Origin of the sequence: Flexivirga oryzae, assembly GCF_014190805.1 — a bacterium.
Lineage (GTDB): Bacteria > Actinomycetota > Actinomycetes > Actinomycetales > Dermatophilaceae > Flexivirga > Flexivirga oryzae.
Map to the genome: position 1 here is coordinate 1237688 of NZ_JACHVQ010000001.1, position 12862 is coordinate 1250549.

The window sequence follows — 12862 nt, forward strand, 5'->3', positions numbered from 1 at the left end:
GTCGGTGTTACTTGACACCCGCCGCGGTGCACTTCGCGGCGTAGGCACCCGTGCAGGTCGTCGACTTCGGCGTGTAGCCGTCGTTGATCGGCCGCGCGACGTTGGCCTTCGTGATGGCGATCGGGGTCGCCAGGATCGAGGGGACCATACGGCCGGTCTGGGTGTCCTTGATCTTCTGGGTGGTCTTCGGCACCTGGCCGGTGGCCAGCTGGGCGGCAGCGTCGACCGCCGGGAAGGCCTCCAGCTTCGACGGCTTGTAGATCGTGAAGCACTGGGTGCCGTCCATGATCCGCTGCAGACCCTCGACGGTGGCGTCCTGTCCGGAGACCGCCACCTTGCCGGCCAGTCCCTGCTTCTTCAGGGCGGTGACGACCGAGCCCGCCATACCGTCGTTGGCGACCATCACGGCGTTCATGTCCGGGTTCTTCTGCAGCATCGAGGTGAAGATGATGCCGGCCTTCTGGTTGTCCCAGTCGGGGACCGACTGGTCGGCGAGCTTCGTCCAGCCCTTCTGCTTCTTCAGCACCGAGTCATAACCCTGCTTGAAGAGGGTCGCGTTGTTGTCGGTCGGCGCACCGTTGAGGTCGACGTACTTGACCGCGGACTTGCCCTTGACCTGCGAGCACTGCGTCAGCGTCTTGCCCTGCAACTCGCCGACCTTGGTGTTGTCGAAGGACACGTACAGACTGGCGGAGCCGCCGAGGGTCAGGCGGTCGTAGTCGATGGTGTAGATGCCCTTGGACTTGGCGGTCTTCTCGATCTGGGCTGCCGAGGCCGAGTCGAGGTTGACCAGCCCGAGCACTTTGACGCCGTTGTTCATCATCGTCGTCGCGATGGTGGTCATCTGCTGCGCCGAGTTGTTGGCGTTCTGGATGTCGCAGTTCAGGTTGTCGGCCTTGCAGCGTGCCTTCAGGGCCTGCGGGTCGGACGAGATCCACCGGTTGGAGGACTGCCGGTCCGGCAGGATGAAGCCGACCTTGGCGCCCTTCCCGTCGATCGAGCCACCGGACGCGGCGGTCGACCCGCCACCGGTCGCCGTCGACCCGCCTGTCGACCCGCCGGCTGCGGCACTCGACCCGCCACCGCTGGAGCCGCCGCTGCTGCCGGAGCCGCCGCCACTGCTGCTGCTTCCACAGCCGGCCAGAGCGATGATGCCCGCCACTGCACACGCCGTGCTGAGCGCACCTTTGCGCATGGTTCCACCTTTCCGATCAACTCGAGGGGCCGGTCCACGGGCTCGAGCCGCTGTTCGCTGAATATGTTGCGAACGGCAACATATCCGCTTTTCGGGTGATTCGCACCACTTTCGGCAGGATCTTGCCGCCGGAACCGACATCGTGACCGGGCCGTTACTTCCGCATTCGGCGTACGCACAGGCGACGCACGACGAATGTGCGGGTTGCCGACCTACCGTCGGCGCATGAGTTCCCTGTGGCGTCGTCGGATCGGCGTCGGGGTGGTCGCCCTGCTGGTGGTGATCGTCGGCGGCGGCGTCGGGCTCTATCTGCACCTCAACGGAAACCTGCGCACCGCCGCCTTCGCGTCGCACGGACACGAGACCGCGGACGCTGCGGGCGACACACCGATCAACCTGCTGGTCATCGGATCGGACACGCGTGCCAGCAGCGCGGACTGCGAGATCGGCGGGGACTGCTCGGTCACGGGGGCGACCTCGTCGAAGGCGACGTCGCTCGCGGCGAACGCCGACGTGCTGATGGTCGTGCACATCTCCGCGGATCGCACGAACGCGACGGTGCTGAGCATCCCGCGGGACACCGTGATGGCCGTGCCGGCGTGTACCGACAGCGCCACCGGGGCGCAGGAGACCGCGCACACCGCGCGGATCAACAGCACGTTCCAATACGGTGCCGACTGCGCGGCTTCCGCGGTGCACCGGCTGACCGGCATCGCGATCGATCACTTCATGGTCATCGACTTCGAGGGCGTGGTGAAGATGTCGGATGCCGTCGGCGGGGTGTCGGTGTGCGTGAATCGCGATGTCTACGACCCCTATTCGCATCTGAAGCTGGCCAAGGGGACGCACACCCTGAAGGGGAGGGCGGCCCTGGAGTTCCTGCGGACCCGGCACGGCTTCGGTGACGGCAGCGACATCGGCCGCACGGTGGCGCAACACATCTTCCTGTCCTCGATGTTGCGCGACATGGAAAGTGCGTCGACACTCGCCAACCCGGTCAAAGTGCTCAAGCTCGCCAACGCCGCAACGTCCGCGGTGACGGTCGACCCGGGGCTCGGCAGCGTGAAGGCGCTGACCTCGCTGGCCTACCAGCTCAGCCAGGTGCCGGGCTCCCGCACGACCTTCGTCACGGCGCCGACGACCCCGGACCCGTCGAACCCGAATGTCGTCATACCCGCCTCGAATGCGCCGGCGCTGTTCGCCAGGATCGCCTCCGACACCAGCCTCACCCGGGCGACCGTCGGTGCATCGGAACGGAGCACGCACGCCTCGAGTGCCGCGGCGCCCACGCCGCGGGCGAGCACTCGTGCCGGCACGCGGACCGGCGTCGGGACGGTTGCCGGCGACGACGACGCGACAACGGTGTCGTCGGCGACCGGCTGCGCCCAGGTGAGCACGGAGCGAACGGTCACGGTCAACGGTCTGGCGATGACACCGACCCAGGCGTACCAGCTCGCCGCCGCGACCCCTGACTCGGCGCCGTGACCGGCCCGGCGCCCGGCCGGACTGGTGCTGTTGTGACGGATGGGGCAGAATAGGCCGCACAACCGCACAAGCACGTGTCGCACCGCATTGATGCCGGACCGCCAGCCGCGAGGTCGTTGGGGAAGACGTCCCTCGCAACGTTGTCAGGAGGCCCGGATGTCTGCCGCTAATGCGCGTGCCGTGACCCGCGGGGTGGTGTTCGTACACTCCACCCCGGCCGCGCTCTGCCCCCATATCGGGTGGGCGCTGGAGAGCGTGCTCGGCGCGGCCGCACCCATCGAGTGGATCAAGCAGCCGGTGGCGCCGGGCACGGTGCGCACCGAACTGTCCTGGATGGGCGAGCCCGGCACCGGGGCCAAGCTGGCCAGCACACTGCGCGGCTGGGTCGACGTCCGCTACGAGGTCACCGAGGAGCCCAGCCCCGGCTGTGACGGCTCACGCTGGTCGCACACGCCGGCACTCGGCATACATCACGCATGGACCGCCGCGTCGGGGGACGTGGTCGTGGGTGAGGACCGGCTGCGTTCCGCGCTCGCGGCGAGCAAGGGTGACCCGGAGTTGTTCCGCGCCGAGATGGCCGAGCTGCTCGGCACCGCCTGGGACCAGGAGCTCGAGCCGTTCCGGTATGCCGGGGAGGGCGCGCCGGTGCGCTGGCTGCACCGCGTCTCCTGAGAGCGTTCAGCGCGTCGGCGCGGTGCTCGGCGGATCGCTCTTGCCCGGGTCCCACGTGCCGTAGTTGGAGACGATCGTGGGCGTGGCCGCCTTGGTCGCCGCCCGGTACCGAGCGGTCACCAGGTCCCATCGGGTGCCGGGAAGGTGCGCCACTCGCACGACCGCACCCGGCACGGCCGGTGACAACCGTGCGTCCGCCACGCCACGCGGATAGAGACCGGCGACGATGAAGTCGGCAACCTTGTCGTTACCGGCGACGCCCTCGCCGACCGAGTAGCCGCGGGCGCGCACCATGCCCTCACTGTGCCGGCCGACGATCCCCAGCGCACCGAGTCCGCTGAAGTAGTAGAACGTGGCTCCGTCCTGTCGGAGCACGGCCGGTCGTTCACCGGTGCTCGCCCCGATGGTGCCGTTCACCTCCCGCCAGATCACCGCCTGCACCGGGCTCGTGAGGCGTCGCGAGGTCTCCACCAACGCGACGGACGTGCCGTCCGCGAGTGTTGAGGCCACCGAGTCGGCGGACCCGTAACCGTCGTCGTCGGTCACCAGGGTGACCACCACGGTGTTCGACGGAATCCGCACCGCCACGATCCCGCGGGTCTTGTCTGAGGACTGGAACAGGCCCGAAGCCCCGCCTCCCGTCCGGTGCAGGTCGACGGTGGTGCCCTGATCGACCCGCGCCACCCGTAACCCGGATGCGGAGCTGCTCACCTGATAGGTCGCCGGGTTGCCGCTGTCACCGGTGCCGTGGGCCGTCGGCGGGTAGAGGCTCACCCGTCCGTCGCCCAGGTTGCCGACGGCGCCGTCCCGCGCGAAGAGCCCGGTCGTGAGCGGCTTCGTCGTGCTGGTGTGCCCAGCCGGAATCGGCCCGGACCGGTCGACGGCGCGCGTCGCCAGCCAGCCGCTCGGCGCCAGCACGAGCAGTGCGGCGACGGCCACGCCGATCACCTGTGCCCGGCGGCGGCGCACCCGGCGGCGGCCGCCGTCCAGCACGCCGGCACTGTCGACCTGCATCGCGGGGAACTGGGTGTTCGCCAACAGCGCTCGCACGTCGTGGGTGTTGGATCCGTTGCTCATCGCGTCACCTCCGGACGATCGAGCTGGGTGCGCAACTTGGCGAGCGCGCGGGACGCGGTGCTCTTGACCGTGCCGGTGCTGATGCCCAGGCACTCGGCGACCGAGTTCTCCGACTGGTCGCAGTAGTAGCGCAGTACGACGATTTCGCGCTCGCGGTCGGCGAGTGTCCCGAGCGCGCGCAGCAGCAGGTCGCGGTCGGCGGTGCTGTCGCGACTGGCTGCGGCGCTCTCCGGGAGTTCGTCGGTGACGACCTCGCGCCGGACCCGGCGCCACCGGTCGGTGCGCAGGTTGGTCAGCACCCGGCGCGCATAGGCCATCTCCTGGCCCTGGCGCAGTCGGCCCCAGCGGACGTAGACCCGCTCCAGCGTCTCCTGGACGAGTTCCTCGGCCAGGTGCTGGTCCCCGCTCAGCAGGTAGGCCATCCGCAGCAGCTGCGTCGACCTGTCGTCGACGAATCGCACGAAGGCGGTGTCATCCCGCCGCCGCATCAGTGGCCCACCCCTGTCGTCATACCCCTTCCACGCACGGAGGCGGCAAAAGGTTGCGTGGGTCGAGTCAGACGGACTTCAGCACGATCGCGATGTTGTGCCCGCCGAAGCCGAAGGCGTTGCTCATCGCGGCCAGGTCGCCGTCCGGCAGCTTCCGGTGACCGTCGATGACCAGGTCGAGGTCGATCTCCGGGTCCACCTCGGTGGTGTTGATCGTCTGCGGCACGACCCGGTTGTGCAGCGTCTGGGCGAGGATGACCGCCTCGATCGCTCCCGCGGCACCCAGCAGGTGACCGGTCATCGACTTGGTGCCGGTGAGGCAGACGCCGTCGACGGCGCTGCCGAAGGCCCGCTTGATCGAGGTGATCTCGGCTGCGTCGCCGACCGGGGTGGACGTGGCGTGTGCGTTGACGTGGACGAGGTCCGACGGCTGCAGCCCGGTGTTGTCGATCGCCTCGTTCATGGCGCGCGCCTGACCGACGCCCTCGGGGTCACCGGCGGTGATGTGGTAGGCGTCGGCCGACATACCCAGGCCGCCGAACTCGGCGTAGATCTTCGCGCCGCGGGCGATCGCGTGCTCGTAGGACTCCAGCACGACAACGCCCGCGCCCTCGCCGAGGAGGAAACCGTCGCGGTCCACGGCCCACGGCCGGGAGGCACCCTGCGGGTCGTCGTTGCGCTTGGACAGCGCCTGCGAGGCCGCGAAGCCGGCGATCGGCAGCGGGTGGATGGCGGCCTCGGTGCCGCCGGCGATCGCGACGTCGGCGCGACCCTCGCGGATCATGTTGGCCGCCATACCCATCGACTCGGCGCCGGAGGCGCACGCCGAGACGGCGGTGTGCGCACCCGCCCGGGCCTTGAACTCCAGGGAGATGTTGCCGGAGGCTGCGTTGGGCATCAGCATCGGCACGGTCAGCGGGTAGACCCGCCGCGGGCCCTTCTCCTTCAGCACGTCGTACTGCGCGAGCAGCGTGTGGACGCCGCCGATGCCGGTGCCGACGGCCGCGAGCAGCCGCTCCGGTTCCACCTCGGGCGACCCTGCGTCCGCCCATGCCTCGCGCGCGGCGATCATGGCGTACTGCGCGAACGGATCCGCGCGGCGGATCTCGACCTTGGGCAGCACCTCGCTGGGATCCTGCTTGAGGCTCGCGGCGAAGGTGACGGGCAACTCGTAACGCTCGAGCCACTCCGGGGGCAGCGGCTTGGCACCGGACTCGCCGGCAAGCAGTGCTTCCCAGGTCTCCGGGGCCGTGCCACCGATCGGCGTGGTGGCGCCGAGGCCGGTGATGACGACGCGCTTGCGCTCACTCATGAAACTTCAGGCTCCTCAGACGGGGTGGGAGAGGTATGACGGAAACCATCGCGCGAGGTGGCGCCGCAGGGCGACGCCACCTCGCGCGGAGTTCACGCCGGGGTCGCTCCGAGGAACGACGCCCGTGGCCCGGGCCACGGACCTGGGTCAGCCCTGGGCGTTCTGGATGTACTTGACGGCGTCGCCGACGGTGGTGAGGTTCTTGACGTCGTCGTCGGGGATGCGCACGCCGAACTTCTCCTCGGCGTTGACGACGATCGTCATCATGGACAGCGAGTCGATGTCGAGGTCCTCGGTGAACGACTTGTCGAGCTGCACGTCGGCAGCGTCGACGCCGGTCTCTTCGTTCACGATGTCGGCAAGGCCCTGCAGGATCTCCTGCTCGCTCTGCGCCATGTCAGTGCTCCTTATTGCGTCGCTGGTCGTGGTGGATGCTCACCTTCGGTTGACCCGGATTACCCGCCGGGTCGCGGGAGGTTCGGGGACGACTCTAGCCGGGGTCCCCGCGAAGTATCGAACTACGGCAACTCGATGACCTGCGCCGCGTAGGCCAGCCCCGCGCCGAAGCCGATCTGCAGCGCCAGGCCCCCGTGCGGGGCCTCGCCCTCGCGCAGCATGCGCTCGGTCGCGAGCGGGATGGACGCCGCGGAGGTGTTGCCGGTCTCGGCGATGTCGCGGGCGACCGGGATGTCCGCGGGCAGCTTCAACTGCTTGATCATCGCGTCGATGATGCGCATGTTCGCCTGGTGCGGGATGAAGACGTCCAGGTCGTCGGCGGTGATGCCGGCGGCGTCGATGGCCTGCTGCGCCACCGGTGCCATCGACCACACCGCCCAGCGGAACACCGACTGCCCGGCCATCGACAGCGAGGTGCCCGCGTAGGTCTCGCCCGGGTCGAGCGAGGCGGACTTGCCGGCCTCGGCCTCGTCGAACCACTGCTCGCGCAGGTCGGTCCACGGCTCGCGTTGCTGGATCGTCTCCCACTTCTCGCCGTCCGAACCCCACACGGTCGGGCCGATCGCGGGGTGGTCGGACGGACCGACGATGGCGGCGCCGGCACCGTCGCCGAAGATGAACGCCGTGCCGCGGTCGTGGATGTCGGTGAACGCCGACAACTTCTCCACACCGACCACGAGGACGTTCTCGGCGCTGCCGCCGCGGACCATGTCCGCGGCGATCGAGATGCCGTGGCAGTAGCCGGCGCAGGCGGCCGAGATGTCGAACGCGGGCACGCCGTTGGCGCCCAGCCGGGTCGCCAGCGCCGGCGCCGCCGCGGGGGTCTGGTAGGGGTGCGTGACGGTGGCGACGACGACCGCACTGATCCGGTCGGCGCCCATGCCGGCGGCTTGCAGCGCCTCCCGCGCGGCCGCTTCGGACATGTCGACGACCGTCTCGTCGGGTCGCGCCCAGCGGCGGGACACGATGCCCGAGCGCTCCTGGATCCACTGGTCGGAGGAGTCGATCCAGGTGCAGACCTCCTCGTTGGTGATGACCCGCTCGGGACGGTAACCACCGACGCCGATGATGCGGGCGTAGCGCGCGCCGGACGGCGCGGACAGGGTGCCGGTGTGCTTCGGCTGGACGGTCATGGATCAGCTCCCTTGGGACGTGCCGGTGGTGTCGCCTGCGTGCTCGCGGATGAGGTCGCGTGCCTTGTCGAGGTCGTCCGGCGTCTTGACGGCGACGCTCGCAACGCCGCGCATGCCGCGCTTGGCCAGCCCGACGAGCGTGCCCGCCGGGCACAGTTCGATCAGGCCGGTCACGCCGAGGTCGAGCATGGTCTGCATCGCCGCATCCCAGCGGACCGGGCCGGCGACCTGCGCGACCAGTCGGTCGAGGAACTCGCCGCCGCGCGCGACGGCCGCGCCGTCCTTGTTGGACAGCAGCGTCACCTGCGGGTCGTGGGTGGTGAGCGCCGCGGCGTGGGTCCGCAGCGCCTCGACCGCCGGTGCCATGTGCTCGGTGTGGAAGGCACCGGCGACCTGCAGCGGTATGACGCGGGCCTTGGCCGGTGGCGCCTCCTGCAGCGCCGCCAGTTCCTCCAGCGTGCCGGCCGCCACGATCTGGCCGGCGCCGTTGCGGTTGGCCGGGGTCAGCCCGTGCGACTCCAGGGTCGCGAGGACCTCGTCCTCGGCGCCGCCGAGGATCGCGGCCATCCCGGTGGGTGTGACGGCGGCGGCGCGCGCCATACCTCGTCCGCGTTCGGTGACGAAGCCCATGGCGTCGTCCTCGCTGAGCACCCCGGCCGCTGCGGCCGCGGTGATCTCCCCGACCGAGTGACCGGCCAGGGCCGCGCCGGCAGGCACCGCCGCGCCGTCGAGCAGGGCGGCCAGCGTGCCGAGCCCGGCGCCGACGATGAGCGGCTGGGCGACCGCGGTGTCCTTGATGGTCTCGGCATCCGAGGTGGTGCCGTGGGCGACCAGGTCGGTGTCGGCGACCTGCGACAGCCGTTGCAGGTGGTCGGCGAAACCGGGCACCTCCATCCAGGGGGAGAGAAAACCGGGGGTTTGCGAGCCCTGTCCAGGGCAGACGATCGCTAACACCCCTCCACTGTGGCGGACGCGGGGCCGCGATGCCGTCGGCGAATCCGACGAACCTTCGGAGGCTTCTTTGGAGGAATCCTCCAAAGGGCGGATCGTGCGGACCGCTCGGTGTCAGAGTCGTGACAGCGCGAGCGCGAGCCGGACGGTGAACGCGTCGCGGGTGTCGGTCAGGTCGTAGCCGGTCAGTTCCGCGATCCGGCCGAGCCGGTAGCGCACCGTGTTCGGGTGCACGAACAACGCCCGCGACGTCGCCTCCAGGCCGCCGTTGTGCAGGTATGCCGGGACGGTCTCGCGCAGTGCCGGCCGGTCACGCAGCGGCCGGGTGACCTTGTCCACCAGCGCCCGGCGGGCCCGGGTGTCCCCGGCCAGTGCGCGCTCGGGCAGCAGTTCGCTCGCCGGGCAGGGGCGTGGCGCATCCGGCCAGGCGGCTGCGGCGGAGAAGCCGGACAGCGCCGCGCGGGCGCTGCGCCCGGCGGCATACAGGTGGGGGACACGGGGGCCGACCACGACGGCACCCTCACCCCACAGCTGCTGGAACCGGCCGGCGACGGTCAGGCCGTCGTCGACGCCGCCCAGGATGGCGATCAGCAGGTTGCGCTGCACCGACGCGAGCGCGACAAGACCCTCGTGGGATGCGTTGCGTCGCAATGCATCCAACGCCTCGGTGCCCGGTCCGTGGGGCGCCGCTCCGGCGATCACGATGACGCCCCGCACGTCGTTCCAGCCGAGCGCTGCGACTCGCGAACTGAGCTCGTCGTCGGCCTCCGCCCGCAGGACGGCATCGACCACGAGCGCCTCCAGGCGCGCGTCCCAGGCGCCGCGGGACTCCGCCGCCTGCGCGTAGACATGGGCGGCGGCGAACGCGATCTCCCGGGAGTAGGACAGGACCGCCTCCCGCAGCTGATGCTCCTCGCCGGGGGCCGCGAGCTGCGGGACGTGCTCCTCGACCACGTCGATGGCGGTGCGCACCATCTGCAGCGTCTGTTGCAGCGCGATGGTCCGGGTCAGCTCGCGCGGAGCCGTCGCGAACACGTCGATCGGCATCGGGGGAGACGTGCGCGGTTCGCGGTACCAGCTGATGAAGGCCGCGATGCCGGCCTGCGCGACGAGACCGACCCACGACCGCTCGTCGGCCGGCAACCGGCGGTACCACTCGTAGCTCTCGTCCAGGCGGGCGATCGCAGCGGTGGACAGCAGGTCGGCGCTGCGCTGCAGTCGCTGCCCGGTGGTTGTGGACATGTGCCAAGCGTAGACACGGCAGAAGGGCCCCGCCGGAGCGGAGCCCTTCTGTGTGGATCGGTCGGATCAGGCGTCGCCGCCCGCGTTGCCGCTGGTGCCGGCCTGCGGGTTGAGCAGGTCGTACTTGTCGGCAGCCTGCCGGGCCAGGCCGGGGTCGACCTCGCCGCGGGAGGCCAGCTCCTGCAGGGTGCGCACCACCATCGACGGGCCGTCGATGTGGAAGACGCGCCGGGCCGCCGCCCGGGTGTCGCTGAAGCCGAAGCCGTCGGCGCCGAGCGTGACGTAGTCACCGGGCACCCACGGGCGGATCTGCTCCTGCACCGAGCGCTGCCAGTCGGACACCGCCACGACCGGGCCGGGACGACCCTGCAGCTTCTGGGTGATGAACGGCACCTGCTGCTCGGCGTCCGGGTGCAGGAAGCGCAGCTCGTCCGACGCCTCGCCGTCGCGGCGCAACTCGTTCCAGGACGTCACCGACCAGACGTCGGCCACCACACCCCAGTCGTCGCGCAGCAGCTGCTGCGCCTCCAGCGCCCACGGCACACCGACACCGGAGGCGAGCAGCTGGGCGCGCGGTGCGTCGGGCCGGTCGCCGGTGTCGCCCTCGGCGAGCAGGTGGATGCCGCGCAGGATGCCCTCGACGTCGGCGTTCTCCGGCTCGGCGGGCTGCTGCATCGGCTCGTTGTAGACCGTCAGGTAGTAGATGACGTTCTCCGCGTTGTCGCCGAACATTCGCCGCAGGCCGTCCTGCACGATGTGTGCGATCTCGTAGCCGTAGGCCGGATCGTACGCAACGACAGCAGGATTGGTTGCCGCGAGCAGCAACGAGTGACCATCGGCGTGCTGCAGACCCTCACCGGTGAGTGTGGTCCGTCCGGCGGTCGCGCCGATCAGGAAACCGCGGGTCATCTGGTCCGAGGCGGCCCAGATGAAGTCGGCGGTGCGCTGGAAACCGAACATCGAGTAGAAGATGTAGATCGGCACCATCGGCACACCGTGCGTGGCGTACGACGTGCCGGCCGCGGTGAACGCGGCGACCGATCCGGACTCGTTGATGCCCAGGTGCAGGATCTGGCCGTTCGTGGCCTCCTTGTAGGCGAGCATCAGCTCCGCGTCGACCGAGGTGTACTGCTGGCCGTGCGGGTTGTAGATCTTCGCGGTCGGGAAGAACGAGTCCATCCCGAAGGTGCGCGCCTCGTCCGGGATGACCGGCACGACGTGCTTGCCGAACTCCTTGTCGCGCATCATGTCCTTCAGGATGCGCACGAAGGCCATCGTGGTGGCGATCTCCTGCTTGCCGGAGCCCTTCTTCGCTGCGGCGTAAGCCTTTTCGTCCGGCAGTTTGAGCGCGCTCGCGGTGTGCCGCCGGTCGGGCAGGCCGCCGCCCAGCTTGGCGCGGCGCTCGCGCATGTACTGGATGGCCGGGTCGTCCTCGCCGGGGTGGTAGTACGGCGGCAGGTAGGGGTTCTCCTCCAGCACCGCGTCGCTGATCGGGATGCGCAGTGAGTCGCGGAAGCCCTTGAGGTCCTCCAGCGTCATCTTCTTCATCTGGTGGGTCGCGTTGCGGCCGGCGAAGTGGGTGCCGAGGCTGTAACCCTTGATCGTCTTGACCAGGACGACGGTCGGCTGCCCGGTGTGCTCCGTGGCGGCCTGGTAGGCGGCGTAGACCTTGCGGTAGTCGTGTCCGCCGCGCTTGAGCTTCCACCAGATGTCGTCGTCGGTCCAGTCCTTGACCATGTCCCGGGTCCGCGGGTCGCGGCCGAAGAAGTGCTCGCGGACGTAGGCGCCGTCGTTGGCCCGGAAGGTCTGGTAGTCGCCGTCGCGGGTGGTGTTCATGACGTTGACCAGCGCACCGTCGCGGTCGGCCGCCAGCAGCGGGTCCCAGCCACGGCCCCAGATGCACTTGATGACGTTCCAGCCGGCGCCGCGGAAGAAGCTCTCCAGCTCCTGGATGATCTTGCCGTTGCCGCGCACCGGGCCGTCCAGCCGCTGCAGGTTGCAGTTGATCACGAAGGTGAGGTTGTCCAGCTCCTCGTTGGCCGCCAGCTGCAGCAGCCCGCGCGACTCCGGCTCGTCCATCTCGCCGTCGCCGAGGAACGCCCAGACGTGCTGCTGGCTGGTGTCCTTCAGGCCGCGTCCGTGCAGGTACTTGTTGAACTGTGCCTGGTAGATCGCGTTCATCGGGCCGATGCCCATGGACACCGTCGGGAACTCCCAGAAGTCCGGCATGTTGCGCGGGTGGGGGTATGACGGCAGGCCCAGACGCTTGCCCTGCACGATGTGCGAGTGCTCCTGGCGGAAGCCGTCCAGCTGGTCCTCGGACAGGCGGCCCTCGAGGAACGCCCGGGCGTACATGCCCGGTGAGGCGTGGCCCTGGAAGAAGACCTGGTCGCCGCCGCCCGGGTGGCTCTTGCCACGGAAGAAGTGGTTGAAGCCGACCTCGTAGAGGGTTGCCGCGGACGCGTAGGTCGAGATGTGGCCACCGACGCCGACGCCGGGCCGCTGGGCGCGGTGCACCATCATCGCGGCGTTCCACCGCATCCATGCCCGGTAGTGGCGCTCGACCTCCTCGTCACCGGGGAACCACGGCTCGGCCTCCGGGCTGATCGTGTTGATGTAGTCGGTCGCTGTCAGGGACGGAACGCCGATCCGGCGCTCGCGCGATCGCTCGAGCAGCTTGAGCATGACGTACCTGGCCCGCGTCTGGCCGACCTCGTCGATGAGTCCGTCGAGGGAGTCGATCCACTCCTGGGTCTCTTCCGGGTCGATGTCCGGCAGCTGGCTGGGTATGCCGTTGAGGATCGGTCCTGCGTCCTCGCGCGCCATGAGTGGCTCCTCTCATGCACGTGTC

The 12862-nt window shown here is 69.8% G+C and carries 11 protein-coding genes; 2 read left to right on the forward strand and 9 right to left on the reverse strand.

Annotation, left to right across the window (positions count from 1 at the left end; translation table 11 throughout):
* Positions 1-7: 7 nt before the first annotated feature.
* Positions 8-1195, reverse strand: coding sequence for a sugar ABC transporter substrate-binding protein (locus tag FHU39_RS05690; protein ID WP_183319457.1), 1188 nt, complete (start codon positions 1193-1195; stop codon positions 8-10).
* Positions 1196-1420: 225 nt separating this feature from the next.
* Here FHU39_RS05690 and FHU39_RS05695 point away from each other — a divergent pair, with 225 nt between their 5' ends.
* Positions 1421-2680, forward strand: a complete 1260-nt coding sequence (locus tag FHU39_RS05695) for an LCP family protein (RefSeq protein ID WP_183319458.1) — start codon at positions 1421-1423, stop codon at positions 2678-2680.
* A 156-nt stretch (positions 2681-2836) separates the two neighbouring features.
* Positions 2837-3352 carry a DUF3145 domain-containing protein gene (locus FHU39_RS05700; protein ID WP_183319459.1) on the forward strand — a complete coding sequence of 172 codons (516 nt, stop codon included), beginning with the start codon at positions 2837-2839 and terminating at the stop codon, positions 3350-3352.
* Between the two features lie 6 nt (positions 3353-3358).
* On the opposite strand, the gene FHU39_RS05705 is transcribed toward FHU39_RS05700, so the two are convergent.
* From FHU39_RS05705 to aceE, 8 genes are all read right to left on the reverse strand, one after another.
* Positions 3359-4429: a hypothetical protein gene (locus tag FHU39_RS05705; protein WP_183319460.1), complete on the reverse strand. Its 1071-nt coding sequence runs from the start codon at positions 4427-4429 to the stop codon at positions 3359-3361.
* Positions 4426-4917 carry a SigE family RNA polymerase sigma factor gene (locus tag FHU39_RS05710; protein WP_183319461.1) on the reverse strand — a complete coding sequence of 164 codons (492 nt, stop codon included), beginning with the start codon at positions 4915-4917 and terminating at the stop codon, positions 4426-4428. The genes FHU39_RS05705 and FHU39_RS05710 overlap by 4 nt, the downstream gene beginning before the upstream one ends.
* Before the next feature lie 67 nt (positions 4918-4984).
* A complete protein-coding gene (gene fabF, locus FHU39_RS05715; RefSeq protein WP_183319462.1) occupies positions 4985-6229 on the reverse strand; it encodes a beta-ketoacyl-ACP synthase II in 1245 nt (414 codons plus the stop codon).
* Between the two features lie 147 nt (positions 6230-6376).
* Positions 6377-6625: an acyl carrier protein gene (locus tag FHU39_RS05720; protein ID WP_183319463.1), complete on the reverse strand. Its 249-nt coding sequence runs from the start codon at positions 6623-6625 to the stop codon at positions 6377-6379.
* 122 nt (positions 6626-6747) lie between these two features.
* On the reverse strand, positions 6748-7818 hold the full coding sequence (locus FHU39_RS05725) for a beta-ketoacyl-ACP synthase III (RefSeq protein WP_183319464.1): 1071 nt from the start codon (positions 7816-7818) through the stop codon (positions 6748-6750).
* A gap of 3 nt (positions 7819-7821) precedes the next feature.
* On the reverse strand, positions 7822-8772 hold the full coding sequence (locus tag FHU39_RS05730; protein ID WP_183319465.1) for an acyltransferase domain-containing protein: 951 nt from the start codon (positions 8770-8772) through the stop codon (positions 7822-7824).
* A 111-nt stretch (positions 8773-8883) separates the two neighbouring features.
* Positions 8884-10011, reverse strand: a complete 1128-nt coding sequence (locus FHU39_RS05735) for a PucR family transcriptional regulator (protein ID WP_183319466.1) — start codon at positions 10009-10011, stop codon at positions 8884-8886.
* A gap of 66 nt (positions 10012-10077) precedes the next feature.
* The gene (gene aceE, locus FHU39_RS05740) at positions 10078-12837 is read right to left on the reverse strand and encodes a pyruvate dehydrogenase (acetyl-transferring), homodimeric type (RefSeq protein ID WP_183319467.1); all 2760 of its coding nucleotides are present in this window, start codon (positions 12835-12837) and stop codon (positions 10078-10080) included.
* Positions 12838-12862 lie beyond the last annotated feature (25 nt).